This is a genomic window from Sphingobium terrigena, from assembly GCF_003591655.1.
Classification (GTDB): Bacteria; Pseudomonadota; Alphaproteobacteria; order Sphingomonadales; family Sphingomonadaceae; genus Sphingobium; species Sphingobium terrigena.
On sequence record NZ_QVRA01000005.1, the window covers coordinates 238,847 to 261,447 of the forward strand.

Annotated in this window: 31 protein-coding genes; 3 read left to right on the forward strand and 28 right to left on the reverse strand. The window is 62.7% G+C overall.

Translation table 11 applies throughout. The annotated features are described in order from the left end of the window. Positions 1–107 precede the first annotated feature (107 nt). From rpmD to rpsL, 24 genes are all read right to left on the reverse strand, one after another. Positions 108–287 carry a 50S ribosomal protein L30 gene (gene rpmD, locus D0Z70_RS07890; RefSeq protein ID WP_119745086.1) on the reverse strand — a complete coding sequence of 60 codons (180 nt, stop codon included), beginning with the start codon at positions 285–287 and terminating at the stop codon, positions 108–110. 5 nt (positions 288–292) lie between these two features. Beyond that, entirely contained in the window at positions 293–1,021 is a 729-nt protein-coding gene (gene rpsE, locus D0Z70_RS07895; RefSeq protein ID WP_119745087.1) for a 30S ribosomal protein S5, read from the reverse strand. A gap of 2 nt (positions 1,022–1,023) precedes the next feature. Further along, positions 1,024–1,377, reverse strand: a complete 354-nt coding sequence (gene rplR / locus D0Z70_RS07900) for a 50S ribosomal protein L18 (protein WP_119745088.1) — start codon at positions 1,375–1,377, stop codon at positions 1,024–1,026. A 1-nt stretch (position 1,378) separates the two neighbouring features. Beyond that, positions 1,379–1,912: a 50S ribosomal protein L6 gene (gene rplF / locus D0Z70_RS07905; protein ID WP_119745089.1), complete on the reverse strand. Its 534-nt coding sequence runs from the start codon at positions 1,910–1,912 to the stop codon at positions 1,379–1,381. Then, the gene (rpsH, locus tag D0Z70_RS07910; RefSeq protein WP_006960330.1) at positions 1,912–2,307 is read right to left on the reverse strand and encodes a 30S ribosomal protein S8; all 396 of its coding nucleotides are present in this window, start codon (positions 2,305–2,307) and stop codon (positions 1,912–1,914) included. The genes rplF and rpsH overlap by 1 nt, the downstream gene beginning before the upstream one ends. A gap of 12 nt (positions 2,308–2,319) precedes the next feature. After that, positions 2,320–2,625, reverse strand: coding sequence for a 30S ribosomal protein S14 (gene rpsN, locus D0Z70_RS07915; protein WP_119745090.1), 306 nt, complete (start codon positions 2,623–2,625; stop codon positions 2,320–2,322). A 50-nt stretch (positions 2,626–2,675) separates the two neighbouring features. Further along, on the reverse strand, positions 2,676–3,251 hold the full coding sequence (gene rplE / locus D0Z70_RS07920; protein ID WP_119745091.1) for a 50S ribosomal protein L5: 576 nt from the start codon (positions 3,249–3,251) through the stop codon (positions 2,676–2,678). After that, positions 3,251–3,562: a 50S ribosomal protein L24 gene (gene rplX, locus D0Z70_RS07925; RefSeq protein ID WP_119745092.1), complete on the reverse strand. Its 312-nt coding sequence runs from the start codon at positions 3,560–3,562 to the stop codon at positions 3,251–3,253. The genes rplE and rplX overlap by 1 nt, the downstream gene beginning before the upstream one ends. Then, complete coding sequence (gene rplN / locus D0Z70_RS07930) at positions 3,562–3,930, reverse strand: 50S ribosomal protein L14 (RefSeq protein ID WP_006960322.1); 369 nt, start codon at positions 3,928–3,930, stop codon at positions 3,562–3,564. Before rplN ends, rplX begins: the two co-directional genes overlap by 1 nt. A gap of 164 nt (positions 3,931–4,094) precedes the next feature. Further along, on the reverse strand, positions 4,095–4,358 hold the full coding sequence (gene rpsQ / locus D0Z70_RS07935; RefSeq protein WP_006960320.1) for a 30S ribosomal protein S17: 264 nt from the start codon (positions 4,356–4,358) through the stop codon (positions 4,095–4,097). Positions 4,359–4,370: 12 nt separating this feature from the next. Beyond that, complete coding sequence (rpmC, locus tag D0Z70_RS07940) at positions 4,371–4,574, reverse strand: 50S ribosomal protein L29 (protein ID WP_056691689.1); 204 nt, start codon at positions 4,572–4,574, stop codon at positions 4,371–4,373. A gap of 4 nt (positions 4,575–4,578) precedes the next feature. After that, complete coding sequence (gene rplP / locus D0Z70_RS07945) at positions 4,579–5,010, reverse strand: 50S ribosomal protein L16 (RefSeq protein WP_006960313.1); 432 nt, start codon at positions 5,008–5,010, stop codon at positions 4,579–4,581. Positions 5,011–5,031: 21 nt separating this feature from the next. Continuing rightward, positions 5,032–5,727: a 30S ribosomal protein S3 gene (gene rpsC, locus D0Z70_RS07950; protein WP_006960312.1), complete on the reverse strand. Its 696-nt coding sequence runs from the start codon at positions 5,725–5,727 to the stop codon at positions 5,032–5,034. Positions 5,728–5,731: 4 nt separating this feature from the next. Further along, positions 5,732–6,118: a 50S ribosomal protein L22 gene (gene rplV, locus D0Z70_RS07955; RefSeq protein WP_006960310.1), complete on the reverse strand. Its 387-nt coding sequence runs from the start codon at positions 6,116–6,118 to the stop codon at positions 5,732–5,734. Continuing rightward, positions 6,118–6,393, reverse strand: coding sequence for a 30S ribosomal protein S19 (gene rpsS, locus D0Z70_RS07960; protein ID WP_017184033.1), 276 nt, complete (start codon positions 6,391–6,393; stop codon positions 6,118–6,120). Before rpsS ends, rplV begins: the two co-directional genes overlap by 1 nt. 5 nt (positions 6,394–6,398) lie before the next feature. Then, positions 6,399–7,235, reverse strand: a complete 837-nt coding sequence (rplB, locus tag D0Z70_RS07965; RefSeq protein WP_119745094.1) for a 50S ribosomal protein L2 — start codon at positions 7,233–7,235, stop codon at positions 6,399–6,401. A 10-nt stretch (positions 7,236–7,245) separates the two neighbouring features. Further along, positions 7,246–7,560 (reverse strand): 50S ribosomal protein L23, encoded by a 315-nt coding sequence (locus tag D0Z70_RS07970; protein WP_006960305.1) that lies wholly within the window; start codon positions 7,558–7,560, stop codon positions 7,246–7,248. Beyond that, positions 7,553–8,176: a 50S ribosomal protein L4 gene (rplD, locus tag D0Z70_RS07975; RefSeq protein WP_119745096.1), complete on the reverse strand. Its 624-nt coding sequence runs from the start codon at positions 8,174–8,176 to the stop codon at positions 7,553–7,555. Before rplD ends, D0Z70_RS07970 begins: the two co-directional genes overlap by 8 nt. Positions 8,177–8,179: 3 nt before the next feature. Continuing rightward, positions 8,180–8,932, reverse strand: coding sequence for a 50S ribosomal protein L3 (gene rplC, locus D0Z70_RS07980; RefSeq protein ID WP_119745098.1), 753 nt, complete (start codon positions 8,930–8,932; stop codon positions 8,180–8,182). A 333-nt stretch (positions 8,933–9,265) separates the two neighbouring features. Next, on the reverse strand, positions 9,266–9,574 hold the full coding sequence (gene rpsJ / locus D0Z70_RS07985; RefSeq protein ID WP_006960299.1) for a 30S ribosomal protein S10: 309 nt from the start codon (positions 9,572–9,574) through the stop codon (positions 9,266–9,268). Between the two features lie 139 nt (positions 9,575–9,713). After that, positions 9,714–10,904 (reverse strand): elongation factor Tu, encoded by a 1,191-nt coding sequence (tuf, locus tag D0Z70_RS07990; RefSeq protein ID WP_119745100.1) that lies wholly within the window; start codon positions 10,902–10,904, stop codon positions 9,714–9,716. Positions 10,905–11,035: 131 nt separating this feature from the next. Next, positions 11,036–13,108, reverse strand: a complete 2,073-nt coding sequence (gene fusA / locus D0Z70_RS07995) for an elongation factor G (protein ID WP_119745102.1) — start codon at positions 13,106–13,108, stop codon at positions 11,036–11,038. A gap of 160 nt (positions 13,109–13,268) precedes the next feature. After that, positions 13,269–13,739: a 30S ribosomal protein S7 gene (gene rpsG, locus D0Z70_RS08000; protein WP_006960293.1), complete on the reverse strand. Its 471-nt coding sequence runs from the start codon at positions 13,737–13,739 to the stop codon at positions 13,269–13,271. Between the two features lie 18 nt (positions 13,740–13,757). Further along, positions 13,758–14,129, reverse strand: a complete 372-nt coding sequence (rpsL, locus tag D0Z70_RS08005) for a 30S ribosomal protein S12 (RefSeq protein WP_026002556.1) — start codon at positions 14,127–14,129, stop codon at positions 13,758–13,760. Positions 14,130–14,496: 367 nt separating this feature from the next. On the opposite strand from rpsL, the gene D0Z70_RS08010 reads away from it, so the two are divergent. From D0Z70_RS08010 to D0Z70_RS08020, 3 genes are all read left to right on the forward strand, one after another. Next, positions 14,497–16,785, forward strand: coding sequence for a putative bifunctional diguanylate cyclase/phosphodiesterase (locus D0Z70_RS08010; RefSeq protein ID WP_119745104.1), 2,289 nt, complete (start codon positions 14,497–14,499; stop codon positions 16,783–16,785). Positions 16,786–17,046: 261 nt separating this feature from the next. After that, positions 17,047–18,132, forward strand: a complete 1,086-nt coding sequence (locus tag D0Z70_RS08015) for a M23 family metallopeptidase (protein ID WP_119745106.1) — start codon at positions 17,047–17,049, stop codon at positions 18,130–18,132. Then, positions 18,113–18,493 carry a bactofilin family protein gene (locus tag D0Z70_RS08020; protein WP_119745108.1) on the forward strand — a complete coding sequence of 127 codons (381 nt, stop codon included), beginning with the start codon at positions 18,113–18,115 and terminating at the stop codon, positions 18,491–18,493. The genes D0Z70_RS08015 and D0Z70_RS08020 overlap by 20 nt, the downstream gene beginning before the upstream one ends. A 215-nt stretch (positions 18,494–18,708) precedes the next feature. Here D0Z70_RS08020 and D0Z70_RS08025 read toward each other — a convergent pair whose 3' ends face one another. The 4 genes from D0Z70_RS08025 to D0Z70_RS08040 form a co-directional block, all read right to left on the reverse strand. After that, positions 18,709–19,077, reverse strand: coding sequence for a YkvA family protein (locus D0Z70_RS08025; RefSeq protein ID WP_119745110.1), 369 nt, complete (start codon positions 19,075–19,077; stop codon positions 18,709–18,711). Positions 19,078–19,084: 7 nt separating this feature from the next. Further along, on the reverse strand, positions 19,085–20,593 hold the full coding sequence (locus D0Z70_RS08030) for a YifB family Mg chelatase-like AAA ATPase (protein WP_119745112.1): 1,509 nt from the start codon (positions 20,591–20,593) through the stop codon (positions 19,085–19,087). 102 nt (positions 20,594–20,695) lie between these two features. Next, positions 20,696–21,400: an RlmE family RNA methyltransferase gene (locus D0Z70_RS08035; protein ID WP_119745114.1), complete on the reverse strand. Its 705-nt coding sequence runs from the start codon at positions 21,398–21,400 to the stop codon at positions 20,696–20,698. Next, the gene (locus D0Z70_RS08040) at positions 21,397–22,518 is read right to left on the reverse strand and encodes a Ppx/GppA phosphatase family protein (protein ID WP_119745116.1); all 1,122 of its coding nucleotides are present in this window, start codon (positions 22,516–22,518) and stop codon (positions 21,397–21,399) included. The genes D0Z70_RS08035 and D0Z70_RS08040 overlap by 4 nt, the downstream gene beginning before the upstream one ends. Positions 22,519–22,601: the final 83 nt, after the last annotated feature.

The window sequence follows — 22,601 nt, forward strand, 5'->3', positions numbered from 1 at the left end:
CTATCCCCAGGTGGGGAACCAAAGAGGCCGGGCCGATAGCCCAGCTGTAGAAAAAACGAAAGAGGGGTTTCCCCCTCTCCCGCTTCATTTCGTCGGATCGAAGGACTTTAGCCTTCGACCACTTGCACCATGTGGGGCAGCTTACGGATGGCACCGCGGACTTCCGCCGTGTCTTCCAGTTCCACCACGCGGTTCATCTTGCCCAGGCCCAGGCCGATCAGAATCTTCTTCTGGTCGGCAGGACGGCGGATCGGTGAACCGATCTGCTTGATCTTGATCTTGGCCATATCGCTTACTCCGCAATCGCTTCGGCGTCGGCAGCGGCCAACTCGACCGAGGCACCACCGCGACGAAGCAGGTCAGCAACCTTCTTGCCACGACGCTGCGCCACCGACTTGGGGCTGGTCTGCTCGCCCAGCGCCGCAAAGGTCGCCCGGATCATGTTATAGGGGTTCGACGTGCCGTTGGACTTGGTCACGACGTCCGCAACGCCCAGGCTTTCGAACACGGCGCGCATCGGACCACCGGCGATGATACCCGTACCGGCAGGCGCCGAACGGACCGTCACCTTGCCCGCACCGAAATGGCCAAGGCCATCATGATGCAGCGTGCGGCCTTCCTTAAGCGGAACGCGAACCATTGCCTTCTTGGCAGCGGCGGTCGCCTTGCTGATCGCTTCAGGCACTTCGCGCGCCTTGCCATGGCCGAAGCCCGCACGACCCTTGCCGTCGCCAACGACGACCAGAGCGGCGAAACCGAAGCGCTTGCCGCCTTTGACGGTCTTGCTGACGCGGTTGATGTGAACCAGCTTCTCGATCAGTTCTTCGCCCTGATCTTCGTCGCGGTTGCCGCCACGACGATCGTCACGACGGCCACGGCCGCCACGATCGCCGCCGCCACGGTTACGATCGCCGCCGCCACGGTTGCCACGGGCACCGCGGCCAGGACCGCGACCTTCGGCCGGTGCAGCGTCTGCACCGTCGACGGGCGCAGCGACTTCAATGGTGTTTTCGTCAGCCATGCTCAGAACTCCAGCCCGGCTTCACGGGCCGCATCGGCCAGCGCCTTGACGCGGCCATGGAAAAGGAAACCGCCGCGGTCGAACACGACGCGGGTGACGCCGGCCTTGGTCGCGGCTTCCGCCACGCGCTTGCCAACGTCGGCAGCCGCATCAGCGGTTGCGCCGGTCTTGCCGCGCACGTCCTTGTCCAGGGTCGAGGCGGCGGCGACGGTCGTGCCGGCCGCGTCATCAATGACCTGGGCGTAGATGTGACGGCCCGAACGGTGAACGCTCAGACGCGGGCGATTGCCCGACACGGCCTTGAGGGCGGTGCGAACGCGGCGACGACGCCGCTCGAAGAGGGAAAGCTTTGCCATCTTACTTCTTCTTCCCTTCCTTGCGGAAGATGAATTCGCCGTCGTACTTGATGCCCTTGCCCTTATAGGGTTCGGGCTTACGCCAGCGACGGATCTCGGCCGCAACCTGTCCGACCTTCTGCTTGTCGATACCGATGATCTCGACCGTGGTGTTATCCGGGGTCTTGATCTCGATCCCTTCGGGGATCGCGTAATCGACGTCGTGGCTGTAGCCCAGCTGCAACTTCAGGTTCTTGCCCTGCGAGTTGGCGCGGTAGCCGACGCCGGTGATCAGCAGCTTCTTGGTGAAGCCTTCGGTCACGCCGGTGATCAGGTTCTGGACGAGCGTACGCTGCATACCCCAAAAGGCGCGCGCCGCTTTGGTCTTGTTGGCTGGCTGCACCGAAATGCCGTCATTTTCCAACGTGTAGCTGATCTCGTCGCGCAGCGGCATGGCGAGGGTGCCCTTGGGGCCCTTCACCGAGAGCTGCCCGCCCTCGATGGTCGCGGTCACCCCATTGGGGATCGCGACCGGTTTTTTACCGATGCGGCTCATTAGAACACCTCCGCCAGCACTTCGCCGCCGACATTCTGTTCGCGCGCTTCCGCGTCGGACAGAACACCCTTGGGCGTCGAGACAATGGTGATGCCCAGGCCATTGCGGACTACCGGCAGTTCCTTGGAACCCGAATAGACGCGGCGGCCAGGCTTGGACACGCGAGCGACATGCTTGATGGCCGGCTGGCCTTCAAAATATTTCAGCTCGATGCGCAGGCCGGGGTGGGCGCCAAGCGCTTCCTCGGAATAACCGCGGATATAGCCTTCGCGCTGAAGCACGTCGAGAACGCGGGCGCGCAGCTTGGACGCGGGGGACATAACGCTGTCCTTCTTCGCCTGCTGCCCGTTGCGGATGCGGGTGAGCATATCACCCAGGGGATCGGTCAATGCCATGAGATGATATCCTTACCAGCTCGACTTGGTGACGCCGGGGATCAGGCCCTTGTTGGCCAGATCACGCAGCTGAATACGGCAGAGCCGGAATTTGCGGTAATAAGCGCGCGGGCGACCGGTCAGCTCGCAGCGATTGCGCACGCGAGTGGGGTTACCATTGCGGGGAATTTCCGCCATCTTCAGACGGGCGATCAAACGATCACCGTCGTCAGCATTGGTATCATTTGCGATCGTCTTGAGCTTCGCATAACGGCCGGCATATTTCTTCACCAGCTTCTTGCGACGTTCATTCTTGTTGATCGAACTCAGTTTCGCCATGACTTAAGTTCTCTTCCTTAGCTAATGCGTTGGGAGAGAAGCGGGGCCGATTAAGCCGCCTGCTTCTCTTCTTCCTGCGGGAAGGGGAAACCGAACAGGCGCAGCAGCTCGCGCGCCTCGTCGTCCGTCTTCGCGGTGGTGGTCACGATGATGTCCATGCCGCGCACCTTGTCGACGCGGTCATAGCTGATCTCCGGGAAGATGATCTGTTCCTTGATGCCGAAGGCATAGTTGCCACGGCCGTCAAAGCTCTTGGGGTTCAGACCACGGAAGTCGCGCACGCGGGGGAGCGCGATGTTGATCAGGCGATCCAGAAATTCATACATGCGCTCGCGGCGCAGCGTGACCTTGGCACCGATCGGCATCCCCTCACGCAGCTTGAACTGCGCGATCGACTTCTTCGCCTTGGTGATGACCGGCTTCTGACCAGCGATCAGTTCCATTTCCTCGGCGGCCTGGGTGACCTTCTTCTTGTCCTGGGTCGCTTCGCCCACGCCCATGTTGAGCGTGATCTTTTCGATCCGGGGGATTTCCATGACGTTCTTGTAACCGAACTTGTCGGTCATCGCCTTGATGATCTCGGCGTCATAGAGCGCCTTGGAGCGCGGGATATACATGTCGGCCATTACAGCACCTCACCGGACTTGACGGCGACGCGAACCTTCTTGCCGTCGCGCTCCTCGAAACGAACGCGGGTCGGCTTGCCGTCCTTGTCGGCGACCGCCACGTTCGAGATGTGGAGCGGCGCAGGCTTGCGCTCGATGCCGCCCTGCGGGTTCGACTGGTCGGGCTTGCGATGCTTCACATGCACGTTGATGCCTTCGACAAGAACCTTGTCGTCCTTGGGCATCACCTGCAGGACAGCGCCGGTGCGGCCCTTGTCCTTGCCAGCCAGGACGACAATCTTGTCGCCCTTCTTGATCTTAGCAGCGCTCATTACAGCACCTCAGGGGCTAGGCTGATGATCTTCATGTGCTTCTTGGCACGCAGTTCACGAACCACGGGGCCAAAGATACGGGTGCCGATCGGCTCCTCGTTCTTGTTGATCAGCACAGCGGCGTTACCGTCGAAACGGATCACCGAACCATCGGCCCGACGAATGTCCTTGGCGGTACGCACGATGACGGCGCGGTGAACGTCGCCCTTCTTGACCTTGCCGCGCGGAGCCGCTTCCTTGACGGAGACGACGATGATGTCGCCAACGCCGGCGAAGCGCCGCTTCGACCCGCCCAGCACCTTGATGCACTGGACGCGCTTGGCGCCGCTGTTGTCCGCGACGTCAAGATTGGATTGCATCTGGATCATGGATCCGGTTCCTTCTTATTTGGCCTACCGGAAAAATTCCGGCGGTTCCGAATTTCGTGCCTGGACCCTTGGAGTCATACGCGAAGCGCGGGCCTGTAACCCCTTCTGAACGAAAAGGCCAGCCCCGCGTCGCAATTAGACTCAAAGAGTCGGTGACCTATCCCTCAGGCCGCCGTTTCCGGCGACTTGTGGGTGTCCACGCGCTCGATGACCTTCCAGGTCTTGAGCTTGGAAATCGGGGCGGTTTCCTCGATGCGGACCGTCTCGCCTTCCTTGTAGACATTGCCCTCGTCATGGGCATGATATTTCTTCGAACGACGAATGATCTTGCCGTAGAGCGCGTGCTTTACCTTGCGCTCCACGCGAACGACCACCGTCTTGTCGGTCTTGTCGGAAACCACAGTTCCCGTCAGCACGCGCTTGGGCATCGTGTGGTTCCTTTACTTGGCAGCGGAGCTGTTACGCTCCGTCTGCAGGGTCTTGATCTGCGCGATCGACCGGCGGACTTCCTTGACCCGGCTGGGCTTTTCCAGCTGGTTGGTGGCCGCCTGGAAACGCAGGTTGAACTGCTCGCGCTTCAGGTTGTTCAGCTCGGTCGACAGCTCGTCGTCCGTCTTGGTCTTGAGGTCAGCAACATTCGCCATGACCTTAGCCCTCCAGATGCGAGGTGTCGCCGAGGCGGGCGACAACCTTCGTCTTGATCGGCAGCTTCATCGCGGCACGCGAGAAAGCCTCAGCTGCGAGCGGACCGGGCACGCCGTCCAGCTCGAACAGGATGCGGCCGGGGGCGACGCGGGCCGCCCAATATTCGACCGAACCCTTGCCCTTGCCCTGACGGACTTCGGCCGGCTTCTTCGTCACCGGAACGTCGGGGAACACGCGGATCCACAGACGGCCCTGGCGGCGGATGTGGCGCGTGATCGCGCGGCGGGCCGCTTCGATCTGGCGCGCGGTGATCCGTTCCGGCTCCATGGCCTTCAGGCCGTAGGCGCCGAAGTTCAGCGCAGTGCCGCCCTTCGCATCGCCCTTGATCCGGCCCTTGAAGGTCTTGCGGAACTTCATTTTCTTCGGTTGCAGCATGACGCTATACCCTATTCAAAATCAGCGCGCCGGACGCACGCCGGAGGTCTGAGCCTCCAGCATGAGCCGGTCGGTCGCGAACGGATCATGGCCGAGAATCTCGCCCTTGAAGATCCACACCTTGATCCCGCACACGCCATAGGCGGTATGCGCGGTGGCTTCGGCATAGTCGACGTTCGCACGCAGCGTGTGCAGCGGAACGCGGCCTTCGCGATACCATTCGACGCGCGCGATTTCCGCGCCGCCCAGACGGCCGCCACAGGTGATCTTGATGCCTTCGGCACCCAGACGCAGCGCGGACTGAACCGCACGCTTCATCGCCCGGCGGAATGCCACGCGGCGTTCCAGCTGGTCGGCAATGCCCTGCGCGACGAGACGGCTGTCGACTTCCGGCTTGCGGATTTCGACGATGTTCAGCGACACATCAGACGAGGTCAGCGCACCCAGCTTCTTGCGAAGCTTTTCAATGTCTGCACCCTTCTTGCCGATGATGACACCCGGACGGGCGGCATAGATCGACACGCGGCACAGTTTGGCGGGACGCTCGATCACGACCTTGGAGATCGCGGCCTGCGGCATGTTCTTGAAGATGAACTGGCGGATCTTGAGATCTTCCAGCAGGAGACGACCATAGTCGGCACCTTCGGCGAACCAGCGGCTGTCCCAGGTACGGTTGATCTGGAGACGCAGACCGATCGGATTGCTCTTGTGACCCATGTGCTTACGCCTCCGCTTCTTCGCCAGCTTCACGCACGACGATACGCACGCGGCTGTAAGGCTTGAGGATCCGGGTCGACTTGCCGCGGCCACGGGCATGGAAGCGCTTGAGCGTGAACGCCTTGCCTACCGATGCTTCCGCGACGACCAGCGCGTCGACGTCCAGATTGTGATTGTTTTCGGCGTTGGCGATGGCCGAAGCCAGCACCTTGCGCACGTCGACCGCCATCGCCTTCTTGGAGAAGGCGAGGATGTTCAGCGCGTCCTCGACCTTGCGGCCGCGGATGAGCGTGGCGACCAGGTTCAGCTTCTGGGCCGAACCACGGATCTGCGTGCCAACGGCCAGCGCTTCATTGTCGGCGACGCGACGCGGAGCTTTTTCCTTGCTCATTAGCGCTTGCCCTTCTTGTCGGCAGCGTGGCCGGGGAAGAAGCGGGTCGGAGCGAATTCGCCCAGCTTGTGACCCACCATTTCCTCGTTCACGGAGACCGGAACATGCTTGCGGCCGTTATAGACGTTGAACGTCAGACCAACGAACTGCGGCAGGATGGTGGAACGACGCGACCAGGTCTTGATCGGCGCACGGCCACCCGCGTCCTGCGCGGCTTCCGCCTTCTTCAGAAGGCTGAGGTCCACGAACGGACCTTTCCAGACGGAACGAGCCATCTCGCTTACCTCTTCTTCTTCGCGTGGCGGCTACGGATAATCATCTTATCCGTCGCCTTGTTGTGGCGGGTGCGGGCACCCTTGGTCGGCTTGCCCCAGGGCGTGACCGGATGACGGCCGCCAGAGGTCCGGCCTTCACCACCACCATGCGGGTGATCGACCGGGTTCTTGGCAACACCGCGGGTCAGAGGACGAATGCCCTTCCAACGGTTGCGGCCTGCCTTGGCGAGGTTGGTATTGCCATTGTCCGGGTTGCTGACGGCACCGATGGTGCCCATGCAATCGGAACGAATGTAGCGCTGTTCACCCGACGACAGGCGAACCATGACCATGCCGCGGTCACGACCGACCAGCTGGGCATAGGTGCCTGCCGAACGGCAGAGCTGACCGCCCTTGCCTGGCTTCATTTCGATGTTGTGGATGATCGTGCCGACCGGCATCTGACCCAGTTCCATCGCGTTGCCCGGCTTCACGTCGGTCTTTTTCGCCGCGATGACCTTGTCACCAGGCGCCAGACGCTGCGGCGCCAGGATATAGGCCTGGGTGCCGTCGGGATAGTTGACCAGCGCGATGAAGGCGGTGCGGTTGGGGTCATATTCCAGACGCTCGACCGTACCTTCGACATCCCACAAGCGACGCTTGAAATCGATGATACGATAGCGCTGCTTGTGACCGCCGCCGATACCGCGCGAGGTCACATGACCCTTGTTGTTGCGGCCACCGGTCTTGCGCTTGCCTTCGGTCAGCGCCTTGACGGGCTTCCCTTTGTGCAGGCTCGACTTGTCGACCAGGATCAGGCCGCGCTGGGCGGGGCTGGTCGGGTTATAGTGCTTGAGTGCCATGGTCCGCGCCTCAGATACCGGTGGTGACGTCGATGGACTGGCCTTCGGCCAGCGTCACGATCGCCTTCTTGACGTCCGAACGCTTGTAGGGCTTGCCCTTCCAGCGCTTGGTCTTGCCCTTCTGCACCAGCGTGTTGACCGCTTTGACGGTCACGCCGAACAGTGCTTCGACAGCGGCCTTGATTTCCGGCTTGGTCGCGGTGTTGGCAACCTTGAAAACCACGGCGTTGTTTTCGCTCAGGAGCGTCGACTTCTCGGTGATGTGCGGCGCGACGACGACGTCATAATGACGGTTGTCGACGGTTCCGGCTTGCTTTTTAGCCATTGAAACGGGCCTCCAGCTTTTCGACCGCAGCGCGTGTGAGCACCAGCGAGTCGGCTTTCAATATGTCGTAGACATTGGCGCCGACGGCAGGGAGCAGGTCCACGCCGATGATGTTGGCCGATGCCTTGGCAAAGCTGATGTTCACAGCGTCACCGTCGATGAACAGCACTTTGGTGAGGTTCAGCTTGGCGAGGCTGGCGACCAGCGCCTTGGTCTTGCCTTCGGCAACATCCAGGCTGTCGATGATCGTCAGCGTTCCGGCCTTGACCTTCGACGACAGCGCCATCTTCAGACCCAGCGCGCGAACCTTCTTGTTCAGCGAGGGGTTGAAGTCACGGACACGGGCACCGTGGGCCTTACCACCGCCGATGAACACCGGCGCGCGGCGATCGCCGTGACGGGCGGTGCCGCCACCTTTTTGGCGGCCGAACTTCTTGCCGGTGCGGGCAACATCGCTACGCTCACGGGTGCCGCGGGCAGTGCCGCGACGCTTTTCGAGCTGCCAGGTGACGACGCGATGCAGGATGTCGGCGCGGGGCTCGATACCGAACACGGCATCGTTCAGCTCCAGATCGCCAGCTTCTGCTGCGTCGAGGGTCTGTACCTTGACCTTCATGGTTTAGCCCTCCTGGCCTTCGGTGACGTCGGTCGCCACGGCGTCTTCAGCCGGGGTGTTCGCAGCGTCATTGCTGTTGTCAGCCTTTTTAAGGCTGGCGGGATAGGGTGCATCCGCCGGACGAGCGACCTTGACCGCGTCCTTGACGGTGAGCCAGGTGCCCTTGGCGCCCGGAACGCTGCCCTTGACGAAAATCAGGCCACGCTCGACGTCGGTGCGCACGATTTCCAGATTCTGCTGGGTGCGTTCACGATCGCCCATGTGACCGGCCATCTTCTTGTTCTTGAAGACGCGACCCGGATCCTGGCGGTTACCTGTCGAACCATGGGCACGATGGCTGATCGACACACCGTGGGTGGCGCGCATACCGCCGAAGCCCCAACGCTTCATAGCGCCGGCAAAGCCCTTACCCTGGGTGTGACCCGCCACGTCGACCAGCTGGCCGGCGATGAAATGGTCAGCGGCGATTTCTGCGCCGACGTCGAGAAGTGCATCCTCGGCGACACGGAATTCGACCAGACGTGCCTTAGGCTCCACTTCCGCCTTGGCGAAGTGACCGCGCTGCGGCTTGGCGACATTCTTAACTTTCGCGGTGCCGGCACCCAGCTGCACGGCTACATAGCCGTCGCTGTCCACATCCTTCCGAGCCACGACCTGGTTGCCTTCAAGGGCCAGAACCGTAACCGGAACGTGACGCCCGTCCTCTTGGAACAGGCGGGTCATCCCGACTTTCTTCGCGATCACGCCAGTGCGCATGATCCATACTCCCAATAGAGGCCCGCCATAGTCTCAAAAACGACTCCAGCGGGCGTATCCAACGAAAAAACCGCTCAGGATTTCTCCTTCGCGGCCAACCCTTTGCTTGTAGATCACCCCGTCTGGGTTGGGTGCCACCCCCTATTCGGGAACAGCGACGGGGGACCAGGGCCACGGCCTAAGCCGCGCGGTATCCCTTGTGTCGTTTGAGCTTCCGCCCTTCCCTGAAAGAAGGAGGGGGGCGGAATACCCGATACCCTGCTCACCTTTCGGTCAGCAGGGACTTGCTGGCTTGCCCACCCCGGCCTTCGCCGGGGCTAAAGGCAAACCCGCTTAAGCGAGTTTGATCTCGACGTTCACGCCGGCAGCCAGGTCCAGCTTCATCAGCGCGTCGACCGTCTGCGGCGTCGGCTGCACAATGTCAAGCATACGCTTGTAGGTGCGGACTTCGAACTGTTCGCGCGACTTCTTGTCGACGTGCGGGCCACGGTTGACCGTGAACTTTTCGATGCGCGTCGGCAAAGGAATGGGGCCGCGAATGAGGGCGCCGGTGCGGCGGGCGGTGTCGGCGATGTCGCCGGTCGCCTGATCGAGCACGCGATGATCGAACGCCTTGAGGCGAATGCGGATGTTGCTGTCCATGTCCTACTACCGATGCGAAAGAGCCAAAAAACAAACCGCCCCGTTTAGACCCTCTAGCGCAAAGCCGGCGAGGATCGGTCCGAGGCGGTTAAAATCCGAGCCGCGCGAATCAGGTGATCCGCGCGGCTCGCTGCCTATATTACTTGGTGACTGCCGAAACAACCCCCGAACCGACGGTCCGGCCGCCTTCGCGGATCGAGAAGCGCAGACCCTGCTCCATCGCGATCGGTGCGATGAGCTTGACGCCGAGCTTCACGTTGTCGCCAGGCATGACCATCTCGGTGCCTTCAGGCAGCACGACTTCGCCGGTCACGTCGGTGGTGCGGAAGTAGAACTGCGGACGGTAGTTGGCGAAGAACGGCGTGTGACGGCCACCCTCTTCCTTCGACAGAACATAGACTTCCGATTCGAACTCGGTGTGCGGCTTGATCGAGCCGGGCTTGCAGAGAACCTGGCCACGCTCAACGTCTTCACGGCCAACGCCACGAACCAGCGCGCCGATATTGTCGCCTGCACGACCTTCGTCGAGCAGCTTGCGGAACATTTCAACGCCGGTGACGACGGTCTTGCGGGTGTCCTTGATGCCGACGATCTCGACTTCTTCACCAACCTTGACGATGCCGGTTTCGACGCGGCCGGTCACGACCGTACCACGACCCGAAATCGAGAACACGTCCTCGATCGGCATCAGGAAGGGCTTGTCGATCGGACGGTCGGGCTGCGGGATCCAGCTGTCGACAGCCTGCATCAGCTTGAGCACGGCGTCATGGCCGATTTCGTTGTTGGTGCCGTTGAGGGCGCAAACCGCCGAACCCGGAATGATAGGGATGTTGTCGCCGTCGAAGTCGTAGGACGACAGCAGTTCGCGGATTTCCAGCTCAACCAGCTCAAGGATTTCAGCGTCGTCGACCAGGTCGACCTTGTTCATGAACACGACCATCTGCGGCACGCCAACCTGACGGGCGAGCAGGATGTGCTCGCGGGTCTGGGGCATCGGACCGTCGGTGGCGGACACGACCAGGATCGCGCCGTCCATCTGGGCGGCACCGGTGATCATGTTCTTCACATAGTCAGCGTGACCGGGGCAGTCGACGTGCGCATAGTGGCGCGCTTCGGTTTCATACTCGACGTGGGCGGTCGAAATGGTGATGCCGCGCTCGCGCTCTTCAGGCGCCTTGTCGATATTGTCATACGACGTGAAGGTCGCGCCGCCGGTTTCGGCCAGCACCTTCGTGATCGCTGCGGTCAGCGAGGTCTTGCCATGGTCGACGTGACCGATGGTGCCGATGTTGCAATGCGGCTTCGTCCGCTCAAACTTAGCTTTCGCCATTTTATCCTACCTTCTAATCAAATCCGATGGGTTTGACCGCTCGGCCGCGCCTTGCGAAGGCGCGTCCATAGCAGCAAATTCGCATAATGAAAGCCCTAACCGCCCCGTTTGCACGGGGCGGATCAGGATTTTCAGGCCATCTTGGCCTTCACCTCGTCAGCGACATTCTGCGGCACTTCATCATAGTGCGAGAACGACATGGAATAGCTGGCCCGACCCTGGGTGAAGGAACGCAGCGTATTCACATAACCGAACATGTTGGCCAGCGGGACCATGGCATCGACGGTCTGTGCGTTGCCGCGGCTGTCGGTGCCCTGGATCTGGCCACGACGGCTGTTCATGTCGCCGATGACGTCGCCCAGATAGTCTTCCGGGGTCACGACTTCGACCTTCATGATCGGTTCGAGCAGCTTGATGCCCGACTTCTGCGCCGCTTCGCGCATCGCGCCGCGGGCACAGATTTCGAACGCCAGAGCCGACGAGTCGACGTCATGATAGGCGCCGTCATAGAGATGGACTTCAAAGTCGATGATCGGGAAGCCAATCAGCTGACCGGTCAGCGCGGTTTCACGGAAGCCCTTTTCGACCGAGGGGATATATTCCTTGGGAATATTGCCGCCCTTGATCTCGTCAAAGAACTGATAGCCCGAACCACGCTCGCCAGGAATGACGGTCGCCTTGATGCGGCCGAACTGACCCGAACCACCCGACTGCTTCTTGTGGGTATAGTCGATGTCGACCTTCTTCGCGAGATATTCGCGATAGGCCACCTGTGGCGCACCGACATTCGCCTCGACCTTGAACTCGCGACGCATACGGTCGACCAGAATTTCCAGGTGAAGCTCGCCCATGCCCTTGATGATCGTCTGGCCCGATTCGTGATCGGTCGACACGCGGAAGCTGGGATCTTCGGCCGACAGGCGATTGAGCGCGATGCCCATCTTTTCCTGGTCCGCCTTGGTCTTGGGTTCCACCGACAGTTCAATCACCGGCTCAGGGAATTCCATCCGCTCCAGCACGATCGGCTGACGCTCGGCGCACAGCGTGTCGCCGGTGGTGGTTTCCTTCATGCCGGCCAGCGCGATGATGTCGCCGGCAAATGCCTCGTCAACATCCTTACGTTCGTTGGCGTGCATTTCGAGCATACGCCCGACCTTTTCCTTCTTGTCCTTCACCGAGTTCAGATAGGTGCCCTTGACGAGCGTACCTGAATAGATGCGGATGAAGGTGAGCGAGCCCACGAACGGATCGTTCATCACCTTGAACGCCAGCGCGCTGAACGGCGCGTCGTCGGTCGCGGGACGGCTGTCCGGCTCGTTGCTGTCCATCTTGACGCCCTGCACGTCCTCAATGTCGAGCGGGCTGGGCATATAGTCGACAACAGCGTCGAGCAGCGGCTGAACGCCCTTGTTCTTGAACGCCGAACCGCAAACGACTGGCACAAACGACTGGTTGAGCGCACCCTTGCGGATCAGCGCCTTGAGCGTCGCCGTGTCAGGCTCGGTGCCGTCAAGATAGGCTTCCATCGCGGCATCGTCCTGCTCGACGGCCAGCTCAATGAGGTCGCTGCGATATTTCGCGGCTTTTTCAGCCAGGTCGGCAGGGATTTCTTCGAAGAAGAACTCGGCACCCAGCGACTCATCCTTCCAGATGATCGCGCGGTTTTCGACCAGATCGACCAGACCCTTGAAATCGCTTTCCGTGCCGATCGGCAGATACAGAACGGCGGGACGCGCACCCAGACGATCGATGATCGACTGCACGCAATAATAGAAGTCGGCCCCGGTGCGATCGAGCTTGTTGATGAAGCACATGCGCGGGACTTTATACTTGTCCGCCTGACGCCACACGGTTTCGGACTGCGGTTCAACACCGGCAACACCGTCGAAGCAGGCAACCGCGCCGTCGAGCACGCGCAGCGAACGTTCGACTTCAATCGTGAAGTCGACGTGGCCGGGGGTGTCGATGATGTTGATGCGGTGGCCGTTCCAGAAACAGGTCGTAGCCGCCGAGGTGATCGTGATCCCGCGCTCCTGCTCCTGCTCCATCCAGTCCATCGTGGCGGCGCCGTCATGGACTTCGCCGATCTTGTAGGACTTGCCGGTATAATAAAGGATGCGCTCGGTCGTCGTCGTCTTACCGGCGTCGATATGGGCCATGATGCCGATATTGCGATACAGTTTGAGCGGATGGCTGCGGGCCATGATGCTTCTCCGTTGCCGGCGCACCGGCGGTTTGGGATTCGTGTTCTTGCGTGGCCCCTAAACCAATCCGTCCGCCATGGGTAGGCCCACGACGAACGGATGGATTTTTAAGAGCGATAAACGGGGCAACTGTCGATCGACCGCCGCCCCGCCAATCTTTTTACCAGCGATAGTGCGAGAAGGCGCGGTTCGCTTCCGCCATGCGGTGCGTGTCTTCGCGCTTCTTGACCGCGTTACCACGGTTGTTGGCAGCATCCATCAGCTCACCCGACAGGCGGGCGGCCATGGTGGTCTCACTGCGGTTGCGCGCAGCGGTGATCAGCCAGCGGATGGCCAGGGCCTGCGAACGCTCAGGACGCACTTCGACGGGAACCTGATAGGTCGCCCCGCCAACGCGGCGGCTGCGGACTTCGATGCCAGGCTTGATGTTGTTCAGCGCGTCATGGAACATGCCGATCGGATCCTTCTTGGCGCGAGCCTCGACGGTTTCCAGAGCGCCATAAACGATCGCTTCAGCAACGGCTTTCTTGCCGTCCTGCATGATCGAATTCATGAACTTCGACAGAACCTGATCACCATATTTGGGATCGGGCAGGATGATGCGCTTTTCGGGGCGACGACGACGTGACATATCTGTATCTCCCCTCTCTTACTTAGGACGCTTCGCGCCGTACTTGGAACGGCTCTGCTTGCGATCCTTGACGCCCTGGGTATCCAGAACGCCGCGAAGAACGTGGTAACGCACGCCCGGAAGATCTCGCACACGACCGCCACGGATCAGCACGACGCTATGTTCCTGCAGGTTGTGGCCTTCACCAGGAATATAGGTGATGACTTCGCGCTGGTTGACCAGGCGAACCTTGGCCACCTTGCGGAGCGCCGAGTTCGGCTTTTTCGGGGTCGTGGTATAGACGCGGGTGCAAACGCCACGCTTTTGCGGGTTTGCATCCATGGCAGGGACCTTCGACTTGGCCTTCTGCGGTTCGCGGCCCTTGCGGACCAGCTGGTTGATTGTTGGCATGAAGCCCTTCACCTTTTTTCAGTTACTTTACCGCAACGCCCCTGCGTTCAATGCCGCCGGGAAACATATCGCTTCCAAACAGCAAAGGCCCCGGCGGGTGCAATACCCCCCTGGAGCCGCAAGAGCATCCGGTAATGTTCAGCTCTGTGTTGCCCGCGTGGGATGATGCGAGGAGACGAGTCTCTACGCGGCAGACCGCTGGGCAGGCGGGCCTATAGCGATGCCGGGGCAAAGGGTCAAGCCAATCGCCGACAGGCTGGCCATGCCGCTGACCGGGAGGGGTCGAGGAGGGCTGGTTAGGGAATTACTAACCGTGCGTGCCCTATTTTGCGCCTGGCACCAGCAGGGTGCGTCAACTGGACAGGGCGTGAACGGGCTTTCGACCATCAGCGGCGAATTTCGCCTAGCCGAACGGGAAGCGGCGTTCCAGGCCGAACGCCTGCCCGAATCGCGGCGTCATGCCCGCAACCTGTTCATCCTCTCTGCCATCCTCAACGCATTGTTCCTGCTGAGCGACTGGCGCTTTGCCGGAACGACTCATTTCTGGGTCGCGGTGCCGGCACGGCTGACCGTGATCGTCTGGTCCCTCATATGCCTGTCGCTATGTCGCCGGATGACCAGCTTTCCGGCAGTCGAACGTATCTGTTTCGCCTGGCAGGTCGTGACCGCGATCAGCGTCGCCCTTCTCGTCAGTTCCCGCAGCGACATCGCCATCTTCGTCCTCGTCATGCTGCCGCTGGTATTCTACCTGGTCGTTCCCACCAGCTTTCGCGGCAATGTCGGCGGCGGGCTGGGCTGCGGCATCGCCCTGCTGATCGGCTATCTTGCCCCTGCTCCGCTTTCCTCCACCATGCCCGGCATGATCCTGGCCATGCTGATGCTCCATTGCGGGATGTGGATCGCGATCGCGCGCAGCAACCGACTCCAGCGACAGGAATGGACCGCCGGACAAGTCGCGCAGGCAGCGCAGGCGGCTTTGGCGAACAGCCGCGACACGCTGGAACGGATGTTCATGGCCGTGCCGCTGCCGTTGCTGGTCACCCGCTATGACGGCAAAGTCCTGCGGCTCAACCGCGCGGCCAGCGATGCCTATGCGGTGGGGCATGACGTCCGGCTCGACAATGTCGAGCAAACCTATGTCGACCTGCCGGTACGCGACGAACTGTTCGCGATGCTCCAGCGCGGCGAGGCAGTCGACAATTTCGAATGTCGCCTGCGCCGTGCCGACGGGGCGCTTCGCCACGCGCTGCTGTCCGCCCGCCCGATCGTGATCGACGGCGAGCCGTGCTTCATGACCAGCGTCGTCGACATTACCGAACGCAAGCAGACCGAACGACATCTGGAACGCCTGGCCATGACGGACGCGCTGACCGGCCTTGCCAATCGCGCGCATTTCATGGCGGCGGTGACACAGGCCACGGCAGCGTCGAACGACCGGGCGCAACTCGCCGTGCTGCTCATTGATCTGGACGAATTCAAGCGGGTCAACGACACCGCCGGGCATGATGCGGGCGATGCTCTTCTGTGCGCGGTTGCCGGACGGTTGCGTCACGCCCTGCGACCGGGTGATCTGGTTGCGCGCATGGGCGGCGATGAATTTGCCGTGCTGCTGACCCGCCTGCCCGATGCCGACGCGCTCCAACTGATCCTCGCGCGCATCGCCGATCATCTGCACGCGCCGCTCGACTATCGCGGTCGACCGATCGAATGCCGGGTCAGCATTGGTGTCGCGCTGTTTCCCGACCAAGGACAGGATGTAACGGCCCTGATCAAACATGCCGACATCGCCCTCTATCATGCCAAGAATAATGGCCGGGGCCGCGCCATGATATTCGGGCCTGACCTGCTCGACAGCTGGGAGCGGGAAGCGACCATGCTCGATCGCGCCCGCCATATTCTGGCGCAGGAACGCCCCTGCCCCTGGTATCAGCCCAAGATCGCGCTCGACACCGGCGCGATCGTCGGGTTTGAGGCTTTGTTCCGCTGCCCGACCGATAATGGCAAAGTCATCATGCCGGCCGATATTGCGGCCGCCTTCGAGCATCCCGAACTGGGGCCAGCGATCACCGGCCAGATGTTAGAGGGGGTCATTGCCGACTGCGTCCGCTGGCGCGACGCCGGGCTGTTGATCGGCCATGTCGCCCTCAACGTGTCCGGCGCGGACCTGAATGACGACAATTTCGTCGATCATTTGCTGGAACGACTGGCGCAGGCAGGCCTGCCCCCGGCGGTGATCGAGCTGGAAGTCACCGAATCGGTCTTTCTGGGCCGCAATGCCGACCGGGTCGGGCAAGTGCTGAACCGGCTGAGCGACGCTGGGGTTTCCATTGCCCTCGATGATTTCGGGACAGGCTACGCTTCCCTCTCCCATCTCAAGCAGTTTCCGATCGACATCATCAAGATCGACCAGCGCTTCGTGCGTGATCTGGAAACCGACCCGGACGACGCCGCGATTGTGCGGACGGTGCTGAACCTGGCCTATAGCCTTGGCATTCGCACGGTGGCGGAAGGGGTCGAGAACAGCCGCCAGGTCGATTATCTGCGTGCCGGCGGATGCCATTATGGCCAAGGCTATCATTTCGGCGCGGCCATGCCCGCCAATGCTGTAACGACGTTGATGCTCCAACAAGAGCCTGTCCGCCCGGCCATGAAGTAGATTGAAACAAGACAGTAAAAATTTTTCACTGGGCGGGAACAAATGGCCCCTTTGATCATTTCGCCGCGCTGAGGCTTCGACTCGTCACGACTCCGCAACGACAGATTCGCCTCTCCGGCAATGCTTTGCTATCGGCCCGACTCGAATAAGAGTGTGGGGTCGCAATTGTCGCAAAAAGCCAAGACGGGGGCAGCCGCTCTCCGCGCGCGGTTGAGCGCGCTTTGCCCCGAGCGGGAGATTTTTCTCCGCTCCGGGGGCCAGGTGAAGTTTCTGCGCGTCTCCCGCCGGGCGCAACTGACCGCTATCGCCATCGTCTCCACCGCGCTGATTGGCTGGGGCGGCGCAACCATCTCGATGCTTGCCGACAATGCCGCCGTTGCGCAGGAGCGCGCGTTGCTCGCGCAGCAGGGCAAGGCAGTCGCCAGCACAGCGAACAAGGTTGCCGACTATCGCAAGTCGGTCGAGGATCTGGCGCAGGATCTGGAAGCGCGCCAGGATTTCATGGACGACCTCTACAAGACGCATTTCGGTGCAGAGGATGGCAACGCCGCGGGCGCTGACCTGGTCGGTCCGGCCAAAGGTGGCGAGAAGGGCAAGCTGACCACCAAGATCAGCATGGCTCCCGAAGCCGCGCCGCTCGTCCGCCTCGCCCAACGTCAGCGCCAGTTCGCGATGATGCTGACCGGCGCGGTCGAACGGCGCGCTGACAAGGCCGCCGCCGCAATCCGCAGCTTTGGCCTGAACCCCGACAGCCTGACCCGCAGCGCCGCCCGCGCCCAGGGTGGCCCCTTCGTTCCGTGGAAGGGTGACAAGGGCGCGATGACCGGCGAGCTGGAAGAGCTGGCAAGCGCGCTCAACCGGATGGAATTGCTGGAACGCAGCCTGCTTGCGATTCCCTCAGGCCAGCCGACGACGGCGCCGATGCAGACCAGTTCCTATGGCTATCGCCGCGACCCGTTCAACGGCCATGCCGCTTTCCATGCGGGGATCGACTTTCCCGGCCGCTTTGGCCAGCCGATCAATGCTGCCGCCGGTGGCAAGATCGGCTTTGTCGGCCAGCGTCAGGGCTATGGCAATGTCGTCGAGGTCGAGCATGGCAATGGCCTGATGACCCGCTATGCGCACCTTTCCGGTTTTGCCGGCCGCGTCGGCCAGACGGTCGCGCGTGGCGACACGATCGGTCGCATGGGATCGACCGGCCGTTCGACCGGCACCCATCTGCATTTCGAGGTCCGGCTGAACGGCCAGGCCATCAACCCGCGCCGCTTTCTGGAGGCCCGCCAAGATGTTCTCCAAGTCCAGCAAATCGCAAAAGCGCGTTTCGCCGATGTCGGCAACCGGGGCTAAAAACACCCCCTTCTCGCTGATCGGCAGCGACGTGACGATCAGCGGCAACCTGACCGCCTCGGTCGATCTGCATGTCGATGGCGCGGTCGAGGGCGACATCAGCTGCGCCGCGCTGGTGCAGGGACCAGACAGCCGCATCGTCGGCCATGTCACCGCGCAAAGCGCGCGTCTGGCGGGACTGGTCGACGGGTCGATCACCGCGCAGGAACTGGTGGTCGAAAGCACCGCCCGGATCACCGGCGACGTGCGCTATGAACGGATCACGATCGAACCGGGCAGCCGGATCGAAGGGCATTTTGCGCATAAGGATCATAGCGCGGTGCCGGAACTCAAGCTGATCGCAGGCGACGGCGCGGCCTGACCGATACCCGCGACCCGACGCTCCTAACCATATTTGTCACTGGATGCGGTCGCATGGCCGCGATACCCGTCCCCCGTCACCGACATGAGGAGACGATAGCATGGACACGCCCGATTATTGGCCAGACATACGCCGCTTCCTGATCGGCTTCGCGATCGGCGGCATCGCCATCGGCCTGTTCACGCTGATCAGTGTTCAGCCGATCCCCTGACCCGTCAGCCTGCCAGCCAGTACAGGCAGGCACCCATTCCGACCGCCCATAGCATCAGCACCATGATGACCCCGGCACGGCTGGATGGCCGCTCGGCGCCATCCGCCGCCTCCGCCCGATAACGCGCCATCAGCCCAGGCGGGATAGACCGCACCGCCAGCATAATGCCCAGAGGCACGATCAGCAGATCATCGAGCAGACCCAGCACCGGGATGAAATCGGGAATCAGATCGATCGGACTGAGAGCATAAGCGGCCACCAGCAGCGCGATCAGACGCGCAAACCATGGCGTGTCGGCACTCCTCGCCGCGATCCACAGCGCCACGACCTCGCGCTTAAGCCGCCCTGCCCAGGCTTTGAGCGCGGCCAGCATCGCCGCCTCAGTTCACCGGCGCGCGACGGCGATAGCTCAGCGCTTCGGCGATATGGACGCGCCCGACCTTCTCCGCTCCGGCCAGATCGGCAATCGTCCGGGCGACGCGCAGCACGCGGGTATAGCCACGCGCCGACAGTTTCATCGCGGCGGCGGCCTGCGCCAATAATTGTCGGCCCGCCTCGTCCGGTCCGGCGACATCCTCCAGCGCTTCGCCATCAACTTCGGCATTGGTGCGTACCTTGCTGTCAGCATAGCGCGCCGTCTGGACCGCACGCGCCGCCGCGACCCGCGCGGCCACCTCGGATGATCCTTCGGCGGGCGGGGGCAGCACCAGATCGGCGGCAGTCACCGCCTGAACCTCGACATGCAGGTCGATCCGGTCGAGCAGCGGCCCGGACACCTTGGCCTGATAGTCCGCCGCACAACGCGGCGCGCGGGAGCAAGCCAGTGCCGGATCGCCCAGATGGCCACAGCGACAAGGATTCATCGCAGCAATCAACTGCACACGCGCCGGGAAGGTCACATGGGCGTTGGCGCGGGCCACCGTCACCTCGCCCGTTTCCAGCGGCTGACGCAGCGAATCCAGCACCGCGCGCTGAAATTCCGGCAGTTCGTCCAGAAAAAGCACGCCAAGATGCGCCATGCTGACCTCGCCCGGCCGCACCCGCAGCCCGCCGCCTACGAGCGCGGCCATCGACGCGCTGTGATGGGGGGTGCGGAAGGGTCGGGCGCGGCTGATCCGTCCGCCCTCCAGCGTCCCGGCCACACTGGCCACCATCGACGTTTCGAGCGCCTCGCCCGGCGTCAGTTCGGGCAATATGCCCGGCACGCAACTCGCCATCAGCGACTTGCCCGCGCCCGGCGGCCCGACCATCAGCAGATTATGCCCGCCCGCCGCCGCAATCTCGATCGCGCGCTTGGCGGTCTCCTGCCCCTTGACCTGTTTGAGGTCGGCGGTGCGCACGGGCGCTTCGACCGCGCCCGGTTGCGGCGGCGAGAGGGCCGACGTCCCCTTGAAATGGTTGAGCAGGCTGAGCAAATCGGGGGCAGCGACCACCTCCACCTGCCCCGCCCAGGCGGCTTCGGCCCCCTGCGCGACCGGACAGACCAGCCCCATATCCTGCTCGCCCGCGTGGAGCGCGGCCAGCAACACGCCGGGCGAAGGCGCGGTACGACCGTCCAGCCCCAGTTCGCCGACCACGACATAGCCAGACAGCGTCTCGGCATCGATCACGCCCATCGCGCCCAGGAGCGCAAGCGCGATCGGCAAGTCATAATGCGACCCTTCCTTGGGCAGGTCGGCAGGCGAGAGATTGACGGTGATCCGCTTGGGCGGCAGCGACAGGCCGATGGCGGCGATGGCGTTGCGCACCCGTTCACGGCTTTCGGCTACCGCCTTGTCCGGCAGGCCGACGACGATGAAATTGGGCAGGCCGGGGACCAGTTGGCACTGCACCTCGACGCCACGCGCCTCCAGACCCAGATAAGCGACCGTCGATACCGTTGCGACCAAATGCCCCCCGATCTTTCGTACACCGTGTTCCCGCGCAGGCGGGAACCCAGTTCCGACGTTTCAACTGGGTTCCCGCCTGCGCGGGAACACGCCATTCTTCACTTAATCTTCTATCGGCGCGCCCGTCCGGTCCCGCGCCGGTTCGTCGGGTCGCCCCTTGAACCCTTGCGCGACGACATACCATTCCACGCTGCCCTTGCGGCTGGCGGGGGGCTTTGCGTGCTTGATCGTCGTAAAATTCTTTTTGAGCAGCACCAGCAATTCGCCGTCGGTCCCGCCTGCAAACACCTTGGCAACGAACGTGCCGCCCTTGCGCAGATTTTCGACCGCGAACCAGGCCGCCGCCTCGACCAGGCCCATGGTACGCAGATGGTCGGTCTGGGCATGGCCGACCGTATTGGCCGCCATATCGGAAATCACCAGATCGGGCGCGTCGCCCAGCGCATCGCGCAGAAGCTGCGGCGCTTTGTCATCCATGAAGTCCATTTCGAACAGGGTGACGCCGCCGATCGGATCGACCGGCAACAGATCGATGCCGACCACCGCCGCTTTGGGTGCCAGCTTGCGCACCACCTGCGACCAGCCACCCGGCGCGACACCGAGGTCGACAACCGCACGCGATCCCTTCACGAAATGAAATTTCTCATCCAGTTCGATCAGCTTGAACGCCGCGCGGCTGCGCCAGCCCTCCGCCTTCGCCTTATGGACATAGGGGTCGTTCAGATGGCGTTCGAGCCAGCGCACCGACTGCGCCGTGCGGCCCTTCGCGCTCTTGACCCGCACCCTGCCTGCGCCAGCGCCTCTCACATCATTCTCCCGTCGCGGTCCATCAGCCCGCGCAATATGCCCTCGCGAATGCCGCGGTCAGCGACCCCCAGTCGCTCCGCAGGCCAGATGTCGAGGATCGATTCCAGTATCGCGCAGCCCGCCACCACCAGATCAGCGCGCTCGGTGCCAATGCAGGGCAGTTTCTGCCGCTCGCCCAGCGCCATGGCGGACAGCCGCTCCGAAATGGACCGCATGGAGGCGCAGGGCACGATCAGCCCGTCAATCGCCTGCCGATCATAGCGCGGGAGATTGAGATGCAGGCTCGCCAGCGTGGTCACCGTCCCCGACGTGCCGAGCAATCGTATATCCTGCGCGCCCTGCGGCAGGCGGCGGGCGAGAGGCGAGAAAGCCTCGCTCACTCGCGCGCGCATCCGGTCATAGGCGGCCAGTCGCGCGTCGGCATCGTCATGCTCGAACGCTTCGCTTTCGGTGAGCGACACGACACCCCAAGGCGCGCTGACCCAATCGACGATGCGCGGCGCGCCCGATGATCCCTGTGAATCGACCAGCACCAGTTCGGTCGATCCACCACCAATGTCGAAGATCAGGGCCGGGCCGTTGCCCGGTTCCAGCAAAGCGTGACAACCCAGCACCGCCAGTCGCGCTTCTTCCTCCGCGCTGATGATATCGAGCGCAATACCGGTTTCGCGATAGACGCGCTGGATGAATTCCGCGCCGTTGCTGGCGCGGCGACAGGCTTCGGTCGCAACCGACCGCGCCAGCGTCACATGGCGGCGGCGCAGCTTGTCGGCGCAGACGGAGAGAGCCGCAATTGCCCGGTCGATCGCGGCATCGCTGATCCGGCCGGTCGATGCCAGCCCCTCGCCCAACCGCACGATCCGCGAAAAGGCGTCGACGACGATGAATCCGTCAGCCGACGGCTTGGCGATCAACAGGCGGCAATTATTGGTGCCAAGGTCGATCGCGGCATAGGATCGCCGGTCTCGCGCGCCATAAGGCGCAAAGCCCCGCTGCGTCGACGGGGGAGGAATGGCCGCAGCCTTGCTCCCATCGCCCGGACCGGAAGCGGCGCGCTTGCCCGCATAACGGCCGGCCGGGCCGGAACTCTGCGGCGATGGGCGGCTCTGCTGCACCATGCCGTAACTCACTTCACATATCGCCAGCCCCAAAGTGGGACCGGAACTTGGGGACCATGCTTAAGCAGATCGGGGCAAATGCG